Source organism: Apibacter raozihei, from assembly GCF_004014855.1.
GTDB classification, from domain to species: domain Bacteria; phylum Bacteroidota; class Bacteroidia; order Flavobacteriales; family Weeksellaceae; genus Apibacter; species Apibacter raozihei.
In genome coordinates this window covers 1-17,954 of the sequence record NZ_CP034930.1, presented here as the reverse complement: position 1 = coordinate 17,954, position 17,954 = coordinate 1, and the positions used below count along the sequence as shown (strand labels likewise).

17 protein-coding genes are annotated in these 17,954 nt (G+C 31.3%); 6 read left to right on the top strand and 11 right to left on the bottom strand.

Translation table 11 applies throughout. The features are described 5' to 3' along the window. Positions 1–89 precede the first annotated feature (89 nt). Positions 90–1,127, bottom strand: a complete 1,038-nt coding sequence (locus tag EOV51_RS00085) for a threonine aldolase family protein (RefSeq protein WP_128148606.1) — start codon at positions 1,125–1,127, stop codon at positions 90–92. 53 nt (positions 1,128–1,180) lie between these two features. Here EOV51_RS00085 and EOV51_RS00080 point away from each other — a divergent pair, with 53 nt between their 5' ends. Then, a complete protein-coding gene (locus EOV51_RS00080) occupies positions 1,181–2,833 on the top strand; it encodes a M1 family metallopeptidase (RefSeq protein ID WP_128148604.1) in 1,653 nt (550 codons plus the stop codon). A gap of 1 nt (position 2,834) precedes the next feature. Here the strand turns inward: EOV51_RS00080 and EOV51_RS00075 are convergent, their stop codons facing one another. The 6 genes from EOV51_RS00075 to mutY form a co-directional block, all read right to left on the bottom strand. Then, on the bottom strand, positions 2,835–3,032 hold the full coding sequence (locus EOV51_RS00075) for a hypothetical protein (RefSeq protein WP_128148602.1): 198 nt from the start codon (positions 3,030–3,032) through the stop codon (positions 2,835–2,837). A gap of 96 nt (positions 3,033–3,128) precedes the next feature. After that, on the bottom strand, positions 3,129–4,424 hold the full coding sequence (locus EOV51_RS00070) for a hemolysin family protein (protein WP_128148600.1): 1,296 nt from the start codon (positions 4,422–4,424) through the stop codon (positions 3,129–3,131). 4 nt (positions 4,425–4,428) lie between these two features. Further along, positions 4,429–5,007 (bottom strand): gliding motility lipoprotein GldD, encoded by a 579-nt coding sequence (gene gldD, locus EOV51_RS00065; protein WP_128148598.1) that lies wholly within the window; start codon positions 5,005–5,007, stop codon positions 4,429–4,431. Further along, the gene (gldE, locus tag EOV51_RS00060) at positions 5,000–6,334 is read right to left on the bottom strand and encodes a gliding motility-associated protein GldE (RefSeq protein WP_128148596.1); all 1,335 of its coding nucleotides are present in this window, start codon (positions 6,332–6,334) and stop codon (positions 5,000–5,002) included. The genes gldD and gldE overlap by 8 nt, the downstream gene beginning before the upstream one ends. 40 nt (positions 6,335–6,374) lie before the next feature. Continuing rightward, positions 6,375–6,761: a single-stranded DNA-binding protein gene (locus tag EOV51_RS00055; RefSeq protein ID WP_128148593.1), complete on the bottom strand. Its 387-nt coding sequence runs from the start codon at positions 6,759–6,761 to the stop codon at positions 6,375–6,377. Positions 6,762–6,808: 47 nt separating this feature from the next. Next, positions 6,809–7,804, bottom strand: coding sequence for an A/G-specific adenine glycosylase (gene mutY, locus EOV51_RS00050; RefSeq protein WP_128148591.1), 996 nt, complete (start codon positions 7,802–7,804; stop codon positions 6,809–6,811). 97 nt (positions 7,805–7,901) lie between these two features. Between mutY and EOV51_RS00045 the strand changes: the two genes are divergently transcribed. Next, positions 7,902–8,192: an HU family DNA-binding protein gene (locus EOV51_RS00045; protein WP_128148588.1), complete on the top strand. Its 291-nt coding sequence runs from the start codon at positions 7,902–7,904 to the stop codon at positions 8,190–8,192. A 267-nt stretch (positions 8,193–8,459) separates the two neighbouring features. Beyond that, entirely contained in the window at positions 8,460–10,019 is a 1,560-nt protein-coding gene (locus tag EOV51_RS00040) for an Rne/Rng family ribonuclease (RefSeq protein WP_128148586.1), read from the top strand. A gap of 63 nt (positions 10,020–10,082) precedes the next feature. Here the strand turns inward: EOV51_RS00040 and crcB are convergent, their stop codons facing one another. Further along, complete coding sequence (gene crcB, locus EOV51_RS00035; RefSeq protein WP_128148584.1) at positions 10,083–10,457, bottom strand: fluoride efflux transporter CrcB; 375 nt, start codon at positions 10,455–10,457, stop codon at positions 10,083–10,085. Positions 10,458–10,727: 270 nt separating this feature from the next. On the opposite strand from crcB, the gene EOV51_RS00030 reads away from it, so the two are divergent. Both EOV51_RS00030 and EOV51_RS00025 read left to right on the top strand, forming a co-directional pair. Beyond that, the gene (locus EOV51_RS00030) at positions 10,728–13,547 is read left to right on the top strand and encodes a TonB-dependent receptor (RefSeq protein ID WP_128148582.1); all 2,820 of its coding nucleotides are present in this window, start codon (positions 10,728–10,730) and stop codon (positions 13,545–13,547) included. A 12-nt stretch (positions 13,548–13,559) separates the two neighbouring features. Continuing rightward, positions 13,560–14,501: a metallophosphoesterase gene (locus EOV51_RS00025; protein ID WP_128148580.1), complete on the top strand. Its 942-nt coding sequence runs from the start codon at positions 13,560–13,562 to the stop codon at positions 14,499–14,501. 64 nt (positions 14,502–14,565) lie between these two features. Here EOV51_RS00025 and EOV51_RS00020 read toward each other — a convergent pair whose 3' ends face one another. Then, positions 14,566–15,111 carry a gamma carbonic anhydrase family protein gene (locus EOV51_RS00020; RefSeq protein WP_128148578.1) on the bottom strand — a complete coding sequence of 182 codons (546 nt, stop codon included), beginning with the start codon at positions 15,109–15,111 and terminating at the stop codon, positions 14,566–14,568. Between the two features lie 71 nt (positions 15,112–15,182). Between EOV51_RS00020 and EOV51_RS00015 the strand changes: the two genes are divergently transcribed. Further along, the gene (locus EOV51_RS00015) at positions 15,183–16,052 is read left to right on the top strand and encodes a NifU family protein (RefSeq protein WP_128148576.1); all 870 of its coding nucleotides are present in this window, start codon (positions 15,183–15,185) and stop codon (positions 16,050–16,052) included. 13 nt (positions 16,053–16,065) lie between these two features. On the opposite strand, the gene EOV51_RS00010 is transcribed toward EOV51_RS00015, so the two are convergent. Together EOV51_RS00010 and dnaA are read right to left on the bottom strand one after the other, a co-directional pair. Next, positions 16,066–16,527 carry a low molecular weight protein-tyrosine-phosphatase gene (locus EOV51_RS00010; protein ID WP_228427647.1) on the bottom strand — a complete coding sequence of 154 codons (462 nt, stop codon included), beginning with the start codon at positions 16,525–16,527 and terminating at the stop codon, positions 16,066–16,068. Continuing rightward, positions 16,524–17,954: a chromosomal replication initiator protein DnaA gene (gene dnaA / locus EOV51_RS00005; RefSeq protein ID WP_128148574.1), complete on the bottom strand. Its 1,431-nt coding sequence runs from the start codon at positions 17,952–17,954 to the stop codon at positions 16,524–16,526. The genes EOV51_RS00010 and dnaA overlap by 4 nt, the downstream gene beginning before the upstream one ends.

Below are 17,954 nucleotides of genomic sequence, written 5' to 3'. Positions count from 1 at the left end.
TTTAAATCTGAAGCATTTAGTTTTAAATAAGTTTTGAGTATTGGTCATAAGCTATTTATTTTTCAGAATTTTATCTGATTAATATATCATTATAATTTAAAATCAGAAATTTCATTTATAAATTCATCAACTGCTTTTTCAGAAGTAGCCCATGATGTAATAAGCCTTATAACAGATTTATCGGTATTTAAAGGTTGCCAAATGAAAAAATTGAATTTATTTTGAAGTTTGTTGATTAATGAGTTAGGTAAAATAGGGAAAATCTGATTGGTGTGCGATTCTGTTAAAAAAGAAAAATTCTTGTCTTTAAAAGCAGAGGTAAGTTTTACTGCCATCAGGTTTGAATGATGAGCAATTTTAAATATTAAGTCATCTTTAAGCAAAGAATAAAACTGAATACCCAATAATCTTCCCTTAGCTAGCATAGCACCTCTTTGTTTAATATGATATTTAAAATCTGTTTTTAAATCGTTGTGAGTAATTATGAGTGCTTCCCCAATAAGCCCTCCGCATTTAGTGGCTCCCAGGTAAAAAATGTCAGTATATTTTGCTATATCTTCAAGGGTTAAGTCATTCGAAGAAGCAGCCATCCCTGAAGCAAGTCTGGCACCATCCAAATAAAGCAATAAATTGTTTTCAAGGCAGAATTCATAAAGCTTAATAAGTTCATTCTTTTTGTATATAGTACCCAGTTCAGTAGAATTAGAAATATAAACAACTTTAGGTTTTACCGTATGATAAGGAGGAAATTTATTTAATACCGGAAGGATAAGTTCCGGAGAAAGTTTACCATCAGTTGTAAGTACAGTTTCAATTTTGTGCCCTGTGGCTTCAATGGCTCCTGCTTCATGAGTGTTAATATGTCCGGATTCAGCTGATATAACAGATTCAAAAGGTTTTAATATTGCGCCAAGTACTAGTAAGTTTGTCAAGGTTCCACCAGCTATTAAATGAACATCAGCTTTGGAATTGTTTATTTTGTTTCTGATTATTTCTGAAGATTCTAAGGTATAAGGATCCTCACCATATCCACTAAATTGTTGATAATTACTTACGGTTAAATTTTCAAGTATTGAAGGATGGCAACCTTCACTATAATCATTTGCAAAACTATAGATTAACGACATAAGTTTTTTGTTTTTTTATATTTAAGTAAAGTTACTATTTTATACATTTGAGTATGAAAAAAATCTGTTTTATTCTTTTGCTGACTTCATTCATGCTCAATGGACAACTTTTTACTTCGATTGAAAAGCTTACGCATCAAGATACGTTGAGAGGAAGTAATACATCATTCAGAGATTGGTGGAATGTGAAAAAATATACCTTAAGCATAGTACCTGATTTTTCCGAACAATCTCTAGCAGGTACCAACCGGATTAAATTTGATATAAAAACAGTATCCGTTATGCAACTAGATTTGCAGGAGCCTATGCAAATTAGATATGTACTCACAGCTAATCAAGATACGATTTCTTTCAGAAAAGAAGGGAATTTTTATTTTTTAGATTTAAAAAAGTATTTTAAGAACAATTCTTTCAATAATGAAATAATTATACAATTTAGTGGAAAACCACATATAGCACAAAATGCTCCCTGGGATGGAGGGTGGATTTTTACTAAAGATAAGAATGGTCTCCCTTGGATGACAGTCGCTTGTCAGGGGATAGGAGCCAGTTTATGGTATCCATGTAAAGATTATCTTGGAGATGAACCGGAGGAAGGAATGGAAATTTCAATTGTTACTGATCGTAATTTGAAAGGAATAGCCAATGGTAAATTTGTAAATCAGTTTGAAGTTAATTTTGGTTCAGATAGGGAGCTAAAAGAAATTTTTACATGGAAAGTTCAAAATCCTATTAATTCCTATAATATAGTACCTTATATAGGAGATTACGTGAATTTTAAAGACACATATCAAGGAGAAAAGGGTGTATTGAGCTTAGATTATTGGGTATTATCCTATAATTTGGAAAAAGCACAAAAACAATTTGTTCAGGTTAAGCAAATGCTTCAGGCATTAGAATATTGGTTTGGACCGTATCCTTTTTATGAAGATGGATATAAAATTGTTGAGTCTCCACATTTAGGAATGGAGCATCAGAGCGCAATAGCTTATGGCAATGATTATAAAAACGGTTACAAAGGAGGGGACATAAGTGGTACAGGAGTAGGTTTAAAATGGGATTTTATAATTATACATGAATCTGGACATGAATGGTTTGGTAATAATATAACTAATATTGATGTGGCAGATATGTGGATACATGAAGCCTTTACAACCTATTCAGAAACACTTTTTACTGAGTATCATTATGGTAAAGAATTGGCTGATAAATATGTAATAGGACAAAGAGCCTCAATACTCAATGACAAACCTATCATAGGTATTTACGGGGTTAATAAAGAAGGGAGTGTTGATATGTATGCAAAGGGCGCTAATGTCATACATACACTAAGGCATATAATAGACAATGATAAAATTTTCAGAAATATTCTTAGAGGACTAAATAAAGAGTTTTATCATCAGACTGTTTCATCCAGACAGATTGAAGATTATATATCTGCAAAATCAGGAATAAATTTTTCAAAATTTTTTGATCAATATCTGAGAACAGTAGATATTCCGGTTTTAGAGTATTATTTTAAAAATAATTATATATTCTATCGATGGAATCATGTCGTTACCGGATTTTCTTATAAAGTAAAAACATCTTTTGGAGAGTTAAAACCTTCAGGACAATGGAAGCAAAAGAAAATATCTGAAAAATTGAAAAATTCCGAATTTTATGTAGATGATAACTATTACATAAAATTAAGTAAGGTAGAATAAATTATTTTTTTTTCAGTTTTTTTATAGTAATTATAGCTACACTTATAAATCCTATCATAGTTGTTAGAAGATAAACCAGAAGCATAAATCCGGTTTCCTTTTTGGTAGGAACAAACAGGTTATTAACGATTTTTTCGACTACCTGAAAGGTTATAAGTATACCGACAACATAAAATATAGTATAAAACATATATTTCATGATGTCGGTAGCCTTTAGTAATATTTTATATAATCTAAAAGATAAAGCTATAAAAATCAAAAAAATAGAACAATATAAGGTATAAATCATAATATCTTATTCTTCCGGTATAGGCTTGTCCTCAATTCGTGTCATTAAAACTTTATCAATACGATTTGCGTCCTTATCAACAATTTCAAAAGAAAAATCATTATAATCAAGCTTTTCTGCTATTTCAGGAATATATTCCATTTGATAAATTATAAATCCGGCTAGAGTGACATATTCATCATCATTTATTTCTATAATGGTTTCATCGAAGTATGAGTTTAAATCTCGTATACTCGTGTTTCCGTTTATAAGAAAACTACCATCAGTTCTTTGAACAATTTCATCATCTTCCTCTTCACTTTCCGGCATATCTCCGATAATACCTTCAATCATATCTTGAATCGTAATTATACCCTGAAAAGAACCGTATTCATCAACAACAAAACCTATATGCTGTTTATTTTTTCTGAATTCCTGTAAAATATCTACAGAATGCATATTTTCAGGAATAAAAATAGGTTTCTTAACAATAGAATGAATGTTAAAATCTGGTGAATTGAAATTTTCATAAAAATCTTTAATAGCAATATATCCGTTTGCTTCATCCAGATTTCCGTCGCAAGCAGGAAACTTCGTAAAGTTACTATTTTTCATTTGCTCTTCAATCACATCCGCAGGATCTTGTAAATTTATCCATTCAACCTTTTTTCTATGGGTCATTAAACTTTTCGCTTTTTGTTCAGAAAAAACAAATACATTCTGATGAAGTTCACTTTCTTCCTTTTCTAAAACTCCCTGTAAACTAGCAGTTTTAAGCATGTAAATAAGCTCATCCTCAGATATTTTTTCACCTTCGCCTTCAGAAATTTTAAATGTTTTATTAAAAATGAAGGTCGAAAAAGATAAAATTTTAACAAACGGGTATACTAAAATTGAAAAAACTTTAATAATAGGAGCTACAATAAGTGCAATTTTTTCAGGTTGTTTTAGTCCGAAAGTTTTTGGGATTAACTCACCAAAAACTATTGATATATAGGTAATTGCAGCAATAACTACAAAATAGGCCAGCTGAAATGAGTATCCTGCTGTAAAGGAAAATGAGTTAAATACAGGTTCCAGATATTTTACCAAAGTAGCTCCACCATAGGCACCGGATACAATTCCTATAAGTGTTATTCCCACTTGTATAGAAGATAAAAAATCCTCAGGATTCTCCAAGAGTTTTAGAACTGTTTGTGCTTTCTTATTTCCCTTTTTGGCTTTATTTTCTAATTTTTGTTTTTTTACGGACACCAATGCAATTTCCGAGACTGCAAAAAATCCGTTAATCAGTGTTAAAAGTAAAAGTATTATTATTTCCATAACTTTATTTCCAGGTAGTGGTTTCTATCATTCGTATTACGTCTTTTTCAATGTATTCTATAGCGGGCTGCAAAGAGTCCGGTTTGGGCTGAACTTTAAAGTAAACATTTCCGGAAAGAAAATTCCGGGTACTATCAGTTACATAAAATTGTATGTTAGAGGCAGTTTCTCCCCCGAGTCTGTAAATATTTCCGTAAACTTTCTTTTCCGGATACATAAAAGACTTTACTTTAACAGAATTAGCCTTTATTTTATGTTCGTTAACAAGCTTTTGAGCTTCTTTTATTAAATCATATATATTATGGGTTACCGGCGAATAAGTTAAATATACGGTACCTTTCATTTTCGGATAATTAATATTATACCAGCAATTTTTATTTCTGTCCTGAATTTTAGCTAACGTTGAATACTCAAATTCAAAGGGGCAATTTTCCGGGCTGAATAGCTGATAGTTGGGAGTAGGGTACTCCAATCTTACCTGTCCTTCCGGTTTAGGAATATACTCTTCTTTTTTACATCCATAAAAGAAGATGAAAAAAAGAAAGAATGGTATGTAATATTTTCTGTTATTATTGCTAAGCATCACTTTTCACAAGATTATCTAATCGGGTTATTTTAATTTGTTTCAGTCTTTTTCTATCTAAAGATTCAACCTGAAAAATAAAATTTTTAAAATAAATACGTTTTAATTTTTTAGGAAATTCTTCTGCAATTTCTAAAACAAGACCAGCCAATGTATCAGCATCACCAATTACTTCATCGAAAATTTTTTCATCGATATCCATCACTTTACAAAAATCTATAACTGATGTTTTTCCTTCAAAAACATAAATATTTAAATCTATTTGAGAGTAAACAATGCTTTCATCATCAAATTCATCATTTATTTCTCCTACTATTTCCTCTATAACATCTTCAAGGCTAACAATACCTGAAGTCCCACCGTATTCATCAACAACAACAGCTAAATGCATTTTACGATTTTTAAAATCGGAAAGTAAATCATCGATTTTTTTATTTTCAGGTATAAAATATGGCTTTTTCAAAAGGTTGTTCCATTCTAAATTTTCTGTGTTAAGATACTGAATTAAATCCTTTGCATAAAGAATTCCTATGATATCATCAATATCTTTATTATATACGGGAATTCTTGAATAACCGTTTTGAGATACCTGTTCCACCACTTCTGTAAATTTTAAATCCTTTTGCAAAGAAAAAACATCTACTCGCGGAGTCATTACCTGCCGTGTTTCAATAGTACCGAAATTTACAATTCCTTCAAGAATTTTCTGTTCAGCTATAGAAGTGTTCTTATCCTCCGAAGCTATTTCCAATGCTTTAGTAAGGTTATCAACTCCTATAAGATTGTCATTTTTTATAAATTTGTTGGGAATTTTTGAAGCTTTAATAAATAATAAAGTGACAGGACTTAGAATAAAACTTATAGTGTTTATAAAACCAATAAATTTACAACTATAGGCAAAAGCATTCCTTCTTGCATAAAACTTAGGTACAAGCTCGCCAAATAATACAATTAAAAAAGTAAGAATAATAAGATCCGTAGTGATTTTTACTGATTGCGAGTAATGAAAAACAGATATCAGTACCTGGCTGATTTGAGTGTAAGAAAATAATATTCCTACATATATCAGCGTGTTAAATATTAATAATGTAAATAAGAGTTTTTGTGGATTGTTTTTGATTTTAAGTATAGCATCTACTTGAGCTGAAAATTCTGCCTTGTATTTTTCAAGTTCTTTTTGAGACAAAGATAGAAAAGCAATTTCAGATCCTGCGGATATAAAAATTAAAAAAAGCAATAAAAATAAGATTCCCGTAATTATATATAATTGAGCAGGAATTTGTGGGAAAATGGTTAACAATAAACTCGTGGGCTCAGGGTCATCCATATAATAAAAAATTAAGTTTCAATTACTTTATTTTAGCAAATTAAAATTCAGAATGATTGTCTTCTTCGTTTTCACCTTCAGATTGTTTGCCCAGAAGGTTAGATAAGAATAAAATATTATCAGCAATAACTTCAGTAATATGTTTAGTTATACCGTTATCTTCAAACTTCCTGGTTTTCAGTTTACCTTCAATATACACTTTACTTCCTTTTTTTAGAAATTTTTCACAAAGTTCTGCCAACTTATTTCGAGCTGTTATATTGTGCCAGTCAGTAACATCTACTTTTTCTCCGGTTTCTTTGTTCATGTAGCTTTCAGAAGTGGCAACCGGAAAATTTACAACTACATTACCATCACTAAATCTATGCGATTTAACGTCAGTACCTAAGTTACCTACTAAAATGACCTTATTAACAGATGTACTCATTTTACTTGTCTAATTGTTCTCATTATAAAGCAAAAGTAATAAAAATATTAATTATATTGTAAAAAAATTTCCAGAGGCTTTGGCATAGCATAACTTTTTAATTCTTTTTTAGTTAAAACTATTGCTTGAATTTTATTTGCAATATCATAAAGAGCCTTTTCTTTTATGCTAAATTCGGATATGGATATGGATAAGTTCCTGTGACTAAGTTTATGATGAAGTTTCTCTGTGTTAATAATTTCGTATTCCTTTTTATACTCATCTATAAACAGAGGAAATTCATACAATCCTTTCCATATAGATTTATTATCTCTTTTTTTTAGTAAAAATTTCCCAGCACAGTTAAAGTAAGCATAATGAATAGATTCGTCTTTAATTTTTAAGGTTGAAGTTTTTACCGGAAGTGTAGATTGGGTGTTATTTTTATGTGCTAAACATTCCGTTTGGACGGGACATTTCGGACAAGAGGGATTCGTAGGGGTACAAATTAAGGAGCCCAGATCCATGATAGCCTGATTAAAATCTCCTGGGTTCTCAGGCATTAAAGGAGTCATTAAATTAAAAAAATAAGTAAAAGTGGATGCTTTACTTATATCTTTATTACAATTAAATAATCTGGAATATACACGAAATGCATTTCCGTCAATGGCAGGAACTTTTTCATGAAAAGAAATTGAAGCAATAGCTGCAGCCGTATATTTTCCTACACCTTTAAGAGTAAGAATATCAGCAAAAGTAGAAGGGAATCTACCTCTCAATTCCGAACAAATGTATTTCGCTGAAAAGTGAAGATTATGGGCACGGGAATAATAACCTAAACCTTGCCAGGACTGCAAAACCTCATCCTCTGTAGCTTTTGCAAGATTATCAAGAGTAGGAAATTTGCTTATAAAGTTCAGGTAGTAGTTATATCCCTGATTTATACGGGTCTGTTGAAAAATTATTTCTGAAATCCATATATTATAAGGATCCAATGTTTCCCTCCAGGGTAAATCACGTTTATTTATTTTGTACCAGTTTTCTAAGAGTTTAATAAAATTCACACTTTTAAATGTTTATAAATTTTTCTTTTCAAAAATAGTATTATATTTGCAATCTCAAAATTCAATAAAAGTATAATAGAAAATAATATTTACACGTATGACAAAAGCGGATATCGTAAACTCGATTTCAAATAAACTTGGGCTTGAAAAAGCTGAGACCCAGAAGGTCGTTGAAGTATTTATGGATGAGGTTAAAACTGCCATGACTAAAGGTGATAATGTTTATTTAAGAGGTTTCGGAACATTCTTAATTAAAAAGAGAGCAGCTAAAACGGGACGAAATATATCTAAAAATACCACAATTAAAATTCCGGCTCATAACGTACCTGCTTTTAAACCGGCTAAATCTTTTGTAGAAAACGTAAAATCTAACGTAAAGGTTAAATAAATAATTAATTAATAATAAATTAGAAAAAATATGCCAAGCGGAAAAAAAAGAAAACGTCATAAAGTGGCGACTCACAAGAGAAAGAAAAGAAGAAGATTAAATCGTCATAAAAAGAAAAACAGATAATTTTCTTCACATACAAAAAACAAGTTTTAAAAAACTTAAAAATATTAAGCATTCTTTACCAGATTTTTAAATGAAATAAAACGGTAAAGAATGTTTTTGTTCAAATTAAGGAATTTAGAAGGTTAATATAGAAGATGAAAAATGAGTAAGGAATTAGTAGTATCATACGAAGAAGGAAAAGTAAAAATTGTCATTTTAGAAGGAGGAAGGATTCAGGAATTACATGAAGATGAAGTAGGAAGCAATTTTACAGTAGGAGACATTATATTGGGGAAAGTTAAAAAATTAGCTCCCAGTCTTAATGCCTGCTTTGTTAATATAGGTTATCCTAAAGACGCATTTCTACATTATCATGATTTAGGGCCTCAGGTGAAATCTTCATTAAAGTATATTAAAGGAGTTTCTGCCGGAAAAATTAATACTCCGAAGCTTACTTCTTTTTCTTTTGAGGAAGATATTAATAAAGATGGACTAATACAAAACGTATTAGCTCCCAATCAGGAAATTTTGGTTCAAATTACTAAGGAACCTATATCCACTAAAGGACCACGTATTTCTTCCGAAATTTCGTTAGCAGGAAGATATTTGGTATTAATACCTTTTGCTTCTAAAACTTCTATATCCAGAAACATTTCTACCTCTGAAGAGAAAGACCGTTTAAGAAAAGTAGGAGATCAAATCAGACCTTCAGGTTTTGGCCTTATTATCCGAACTGTAGCGGAGGGAAAAACAGCAGAAGAATTACAGTCCGATCTTCGTTATCTGTTAAATAAATGGAACTCTGTATGTTATAGGAATATTAAAAAAGGAAAACCACCGGTTAAGATTCTTGGAGAACTAGATAAAGCTTCTTCTATTCTCAGGGATAATTTCAATGAAGATTTCATTAGTATTACCTGTGATGATGAAAACCTTGCACAGGAAATGCAGGATTATTTAAGTGTAATAGCTCCTGAAAAATCTAAACTTGTCAAATATTACGATTCTCATATTCCCATATTTGAATATTATAATATTGATAAGCAGATAAAGCAACTATTTGGAAAACATGTAAATATTCATCAGTCTAAAGGTGCATATCTCATTATTGAGCATACAGAAGCAATGCATGTTATTGATGTAAATTCCGGAAACGTTACAGCTAATCAGAAAACGCAGGAAGATGCAGCTCTACATGTAAATAAGCTTGCAGCTGCTGAAATAGCAAGACAATTAAGATTGCGTGATATTGGAGGAATAATTGTTATAGACTTTATAGATCTGATTTCATCACAACATAAAAAAGAACTTTATGAGTATCTGAAAGAAGTGATGAAAGATGATAAAGCTAAACACAAAATATTGCCACCAAGCAAATTTGGTTTAATACAGGTTACCCGCCAAAGAGTACGTCCGCAAAAACAACTAAATACTACTGAAGATAACCCCAATCCTAATGGAAAGATAGAATCACCAATAGTACTGATAGACAGGATTCAGGAGAATATTAGTAATATTATTACTAGCCAGAAAGGAAGAATCTATCTTCATGTTCATCCCTTTGTAGCCGCTTATCTTACTAAAGGACTAAAAAGCATAAGAAACGAATGGTTTTTTAAATATAAACGTTGGATTAAAATTATTCCTCGCGATAGTTTTAAATATTTGGAATTTCAAATTCTGAATGATAAAAAAGAAGTATTGCATAAATACTCAAATTAATATTAATAACAATAAAACCTGTTAAATAATTCAGATGTATTCTTTATCTAATTAACCAATATTTTAGATTCGGGATAAATATCCTCCAATATATACTGCTGCAATCCCTACAATTATGCTTGAAAGTAGGTATGCATACAAAATAAACTGATTACCTTGTTGCATCAATTGTTGATTTTCTAATGAAAATGTAGAAAATGTTGTATATCCTCCACAGAAACCGGTAATAAGAAAAAGTCTCATTTCACCATTCATAAGCTGATTTCTTTCAGCAAGTCCCACAAACAATCCGATTAACATACATCCTGTTATATTAATAAAAAAAGTAGCAATGGGAAAATCTCCACTATAATGTTTAGAAGTATACACACTGATAAGGTATCGTAAAATGGTTCCCATAGCTCCACCAGTACCAACTACCAAAATGTTTTTAATCATATAACTTGTTATTTACTGAATTATAAAAATCAGATAATTCTAATTTTAATTAAAGTTAAAAAAGATATAAATTATTGATAACAATATAATCTTTTTCAAAGATCAAAGGTAGGAATTTTAGTATAAGTAAACAATCGTAATAATGGTTAGATTAAAGCACAGATAATTAAAACAGTAAATTATATGTAGCTCAATCTTAACATATTTTAAACAATAATGAAACATATCCGGAATACTTTTACCGCCGAATAAAACATTAAAATCAGTTGAATGAAAAACAAATTAATAGCTTCTCTTTTTTTTAAATTGTTCTTTGTAATTATGAATGCACAGGCTGGAGGTATTATTTCAGGAAAAGTAACGGATCAAAGCGGGAAATTTGCCTTGCCGGGAGCAAAATTAGTTCTTTCTGATGACAGTCGTTATACTATTTCAGATGATAACGGATATTTCGAATTCTTAAATGTTCCGGAAGGAAGTTACCAGCTCATTGTTACCTATTTAGGATACAAAAATTGGAATAAACAAATCACAGTACAAAGTGGTAAGAATGAAGAATTTTTTATTGAACTATCGGATGATACTTCCGAGCTAGGGAAAGTGGTCATATTAGGTGATCAGCTAAAAGGTCAGGCTAAGGCGTTAAACCAACAAAAAAATAATTCTAACATCAGTAATGTTATATCATCCGATCAGGTTGGAAGGTTTCCTGATTCTAATATAGGAGATGCCTTGAAAAGAGTTCCCGGAATAACCATGCAGAATGATCAGGGTGAAGCACGAAATATAATTATCAGAGGATTGGCACCAGAACTTAATTCAGTAACTCTGAACGGAGGAAGAATACCCTCAGCAGAAGGAGATAACCGTAATGTGCAAATGGATTTAATTCCTGCCGATATGATATCAACTATAGAAGTTAATAAGACTCTTACCCCCGATATGGATGCCGATGCTATAGGAGGTAGCGTTGATTTGGTTACTCGGGCAGTGCCTAATAAGCAACGTATATCTTTAACATTGTCCGGAGGTTATATGCCCATAAGGGAAAAATCAACCCATTCAGCTTCTCTTATTTATGGAAACAGATTTTTTTCAAACAAACTGGGAGTAGTAGTCAGCGGTTCTTATCAACAAAAAAATTACGGCTCCGATAATATTGAATCTACTTGGTCAAAAGCCAATAATAGTCAGGAATATGTTTCGCAATTTGATATAAGGAAATACGATGTTGAAAGGGTAAGAAGAAGCTTTTCCTCTTCGCTGGATTATAAATTTAATAATAATAACAGAATATCAGCAGATATTATGTATAATTGGAGAGATGACAGAGAAAACAGATACAGAACCAGATATAGAAGTATAAAACCACAATACAATGCGGATGGTACAATAAAAGGATTTACGGGCGATATAAGGCGTGAAACCAAAGGAGGAATCAACAACGACAGAAATAAGAATACCCGTTTAGAGGACCAGCGAATTCAAAATTATGCTATTAAAGGACAGCATTTAATATCTGATAAATTAGATTTAGATTGGGGAATTAGTTATTCAAAAGCGAGTGAAGAAAGACCTAATGAAAGATATATTGATTTTCAACAAAAAGGAGTTACAATTGATGAAGATTTGACCGATTCTCATTATCCTTATATAAGTTCTGTCGATGAGAATATGGATAAAATGAAGTTTAGAACCTTAACTGAAAACAGAAATTATACATCAGAAGAAGAATATTCTGCCAAGATAAACATTCGGGTTCCATTATCCATAGTTTCAGGTCAGAAAGGAAGATTAAGAGTAGGAATGAAAGGAAGGTTTAAAGACAAAGAAAGAAACAACATTTTTTATACTTATACGCCAATTAACGCTATGGAAAACTTATCGGGTATATCTACACATTTTTGGGATGGAAATAACTTTAATCCAGGCTCAAAATATGTACCGGGAATGTTTGCTTCGAAAGAGTATTTGGGAAACCTCCAATTGTATGATCCGGCATTATATAGCTCCGCATTAAAACCAGATGAATATCTATCTAAAAATTATAAAGCAAAAGAACAAATTATAGCAGGTTATTTAAGGTACGATCAAAATATTACCGATAAATTGTTGTTTATAATAGGGGTAAGAGCAGAAAATACTCATATCGATTATACCGGGAATTATGTTATTAGTGGAGATTTAGATGCACAAAAAGTAAAAAAAGATAATTCGTATTTAAATATTTTACCAAGTGTGAATATGAAATACGAAGTTAATAAAAAATTTGTATTACGTTCTGCTTTTACCACAGCTTTAGCCAGACCAAATTATTACGATTTGGTACCTTATACCAATATATCTTCATCTGATATGAGCATATCTGTAGGAAACCCTGATTTGAAAGCTACGTATTCATATAATTTTGACTTTATGGGAGAATACTACTTTAAATCTGTAGGTATCATCTCAGCAGGATTTTTTTATAAAAACCTTAAGGATTTTATATATAAATACAGAAATATAAACTATACGTCTGACAATTTTTCAAATGATTATCCCGGAGTAACTAATCCGGTTCCTACGGATGAAAGCTGGGTTTATACTCTATCAAGAAATGGAAAAAGTGTTGATGTTTATGGTGTAGAAATTTCGGTGCAGAGAAAACTTGATTTTTTACCTACGGAATTTTTAAGAAATTTCAATGTATATCTAAATTATACCTACACACATTCACAAGCCAAAGGGATAACGAATAGTGATGGAATCGAAAGAAAAGATATGCAATTACCCGGCTCAGCACCACATATGGTAAATGCTTCACTTTCATGGGAAAATAAACGTTTTTCTGCTCGGGTTTCCTTAAATTACACCTCAGATTATCTTGATGTTTTGGGAGCTGATGATTTTAACGACAGTTATTACGATCAGCAAATGTTTGTAGATGCGAATGCTACATTTAAGGTCACCCCAAAATTCAGAATCTTTATAGAAGCAAATAATTTAACTAACCAGCCCTTAAGATACTATCAGGGAATTAAATCCAGAGTACAGCAATTAGAATATTATAAAGCTTCATATAATTTCGGAGTTAAATATGATTTTTAAAATATAATCAAAATGAACATAAAAAAACAAGTAAAAAGCCTGCTGATACTTTTAGTATCGATTCAATTTTGTTTTGGACAACAAAATCTGGAAGAACAAACAAAAAAACATTTTAATTTTTACATAGCAAATGATTTAGGTAGAAATGGATATTATGAGCAAAAACCCATTGCAGAATTAATGGGACAAATGGCTGAAAATATAAATATTGAATTTATTTCAGCTCCCGGAGATGTTCATCATTTTGATGGCGTGGCCAGTATAAATGATCCTTTATGGATGACCAATTACGAATTAATTTATTCACATCCGGAGCTGATGATTCAATGGTATCCATTGCTAGGAAATCATGAATATAGAGGAAATACACAGGCCGTTCTTGATTACACTAAGGTGAGTCGCAGATGGGTAATGCCAGCCAGATATTATACGCAAGTGTATACATTAAATAATAATGAATCTATTCGTATTATTTATCTGGATACCACTCCGTTGATAGATAAATACAGGAAGGAAACAGAAAAATATCCAGATGCAGTTAATCAAAGTATTGAAAAACAAACAGAATGGCTGGAAAATACTCTAAAAACATCAAAAGAAAAGTGGAAACTGGTGATAGGACATCACCCTATATATGCGCAAACCCCTAAAGATGATGAAGAAAGAGCAGATATGCAAAAGCGAGTGGATCCAATACTTAGAAAGTATAAAGTAGATATGTATGTATCTGGACATATACATAATTTTCAGCATATAAAGCTAAAAGGAACAGATATAGATTACGTTGTAAACACCTCAGCATCTAAAAGCAGAAAAGTAAAAGCTATAGAAGGCACTGTATTTTGTAGTCCTGATGCAGGGTTTTCGTTAGTTTCTGCAGACGCAGATGAATTAAAATTATATTTCATTAACAGTAAGGGAGAAGTACTACATACAATAACTAAAAGAAAGTAGTAAAGAAAAATTTGGATACCCAAAACGATAAAACAAGTTTTTGGGTATTCAATTATATGAAGTTTTATATACCATTTTCATCTTCATCTTCCTCATGTACACGATACCAATTACTGTATTTTATATAATTATTAGCTATTCTTTTTATTTCACCCTCTTGTAAATTTTCAGAAACCTCTCCAATTTTTTTTGCGGGTATTCCTCCCCAAATTTCTCCTGATTTTACCAGTTTACCTTGAGTTACAATAGCACCGGCAGCTACAATGGAATTACTTTCAACTACTACATTATCCATAACTATAGACCCCATACCGATTAATACATTGTCATGAATTGTACATCCGTGAACGATAGCGTTATGTCCAACCGAAACATTGTTACCTATATATGTGGGATACTTCTGATATGTGCAATGTATCATAGCATTATCCTGGATATTAACTTTATTACCCATTCTGATATGATTGACATCTCCCCTGATAACGGCATTGTACCATATAGAGCACTGATCTCCCATAATAACATCACCGATGATAACACAAGTTTCAGCTAGAAAGCAGTCTTTGCCCATAGAAGGAGCTTTGTCTAACAATTTTTTTAATAAAGCCATATGTTAATGTTATTGCATAAAGTTCTAAAGTTGGCGCAAGTTATGTATTTTTGTTAAATAATTAAAAAGGAATGGATATAAAAGTAGAAAATACACCTAATAAAAATATAATAAAGTTTGTAGTTCCAAGAACATTAGTAGAGGGAAGCTATGAAATTTCAGATTTATCGCAAGCAGCAGATATTCCATTAGCACAGGAGCTGTTACAACTTCCATTTATTACTCATATTTTTATTACAGCGAATTTTATTGCTATTCAAAAAAATGATATGGTAGAGTGGGAGATGGTTTCAGACGAAATTAAGGAATTAATTGCCGATGAACTATTAGCGAATCCTTCAGTAGTTTTAAAAACGCAGACAGCGCCGGTATCAGTATATGTTGAAATGACTCCAAATAACACGGTACGAAAATTTGTAACTAACAAAATACTTATAGAAGGCATTATTGAGATAAAAAATCCAGATGAAGCTTCTGAAGTTCCTTTAGCTCAATACCTGTTTAAATTTCCGTATGTAAAAGAAGTATTTATTTCAGATAATTTTGTATCAATCACAAAGACACCCGATACTGATTGGGAGGATATATCAATGGAAATCAGATATAATCTTTCAGAATACTTCAGAGAAGGAAAAGAGATTAGCACAATCAAAAATTTTTCAACATTTAAACCTGTAGCAACTGCTAATAAGGAGTTTACTGATATTGAAAAGAAAATTAAAGAAATTTTAGATGAATATGTTTTACCTGCTGTATCCGGAGACGGTGGGAATATAGATCTTATATCTTTTGATGAAGAAACCAAAACAGCTCATATGGTGCTTCAGGGAGCATGTAGCGGATGTCCTTCCTCTACAATAACTTTAAAAAACGGAATAGAAAGTCTTCTTAAAGAAATGTTACCTAATGAAGTAGAAGCCGTAGAAGCAATCAATGGTTAATAAAAAAATTAAATTATTGGTTTTTTAAGAGTTTTTCAGCAATTATAGTACAAACTTCATCTAGTTGTTGAAACACTCTTTCAAAATCAAGCATATCTCCATAATAAGGATCCGGAATACTTTTTCTGGATTTTTCCTTATCTTCAAATTCAGACATAATAAGTTTTACTTTTTTCTTATCAGATTCTTTTCTTGCCTTGAAGAGTATATCGCTATTATTAGCATGATCCATTACGTATATGTGATCGAACTTATCAAAATCTGAAACTACAAACTGTCTACCCCTGCTATGAGAAATATCAATATTATTTTTTTTACAAATTTCAATTGCCCTTTTATCAGGTTTATCATTAACATGATAATCAGCAATACCCGCACTATCTACTTCAAAATTTTCAGGAAGCTTAGATTTTAAAATTCCTTCAGCCATGGGAGAACGGCAGATGTTCCCTAAACAAACCATTAATATTTTCATATATCAGAAGTTATTTTCTTATTTAAGTCTTCAACATACGATTTAAATAATTTATCTGTTTCAAATAAATTGTCAACAGTTTTGCAGGCGTGTAGAACTGTAGCATGGTCTCTTTTACCAATTTGATCACCTATAGAAGAAAGTGAAGCATTTGTATATTTTTTCGCAAAATACATCGCAAGCTGACGGGCTTGTACTATATCTCGTTTTCTTGTTTTTGATTGTAATGTATCAATAGACAATTTAAAATAATCGCACACCAGTTTTTGAATGTAATCTATAGTTATATCTTTTTTGGAATTAGTTATTAGATTGGAAAGAGTTTTTTCTACTAATTCCAAAGTAATTTCTTTCTTATTAAAAGTTGCCTGAGCTATAATAGAATTAAGCGAGCCCTCAAGCTCTCTTATATTGGTCTTAATATTTTTAGCTATATAATCAAGTACATCTTCAGATAATTCAATACCATCATACTCCATTTTTTGTTTTAGTATAGACAAACGGGTTTCATAGTCCGGAGTTTGAATTTCAGTTGAAAGTCCCCATTTAAAACGAGAGATCAATCGTTGTTCAACATCCTGAATATCTACAGGTGATTTATCTGAAGTTAAAATGATTTGTTTTCCACTTTGATGCAGATGATTGAATATATGGAAGAAAACTTCCTGAGTTCCTTTTTTGCCCGAAATAAAATGAATATCATCGACTATCAGTACGTCAATCATTTGGTAAAAATGAATAAAATCATTTCGATTGTTAGACTTTGTAGCTTCCTGAAATTGCTGTCCGAATTTTTCCATGGAAACATACAGAACAGTTTTTTCAGGTTGTATTCTTTTAACTTCTAAGCCGATGGCATGAGCTAAATGAGTCTTACCTAAACCAACGCTGCTATATATAAATAAAGGATTAAAAGATGTACCTCCGGGTCTTTTGGCTATTTGTTTCCCAGCTGAACGAGCTAAGCGGTTAGAGTCCCCCTCGATAAAATTGTCAAAAGTATAGTTGTTGTTTAGTTGGCTGTCAACTTTCATCTTTTGCAAGCCCGGAATAATAAAAGGATTTTTAACACCTCTTTCAACATAAAGGGGAGCATCGACCTCCTGAACTTTAATTTGAGCTTTCTGTGAGCTTGGAATATTAACGGTATAAGGAGTTTCTGTCTGCTGGCTTTTTTCCATCATTATAGAGTAAACCAGCTTAGCTTCCTTACCCAGATTTTTGGTAAGGGCACTTTTAATTATTTTTATATAATTTTCTTCAAGGTATTCATAGTAAAATTTACTAGGTACTTGTATAGTAAGAACCTTATCTTGTAATTTAATTGCACGGATTGGTTGAAACCACGTTAAATACGATTTTTCGGAGATGTTATCCCGTATAAATTGAAGACAAGCTTCCCATGTGGAAATCGCAGTTTCTGACAT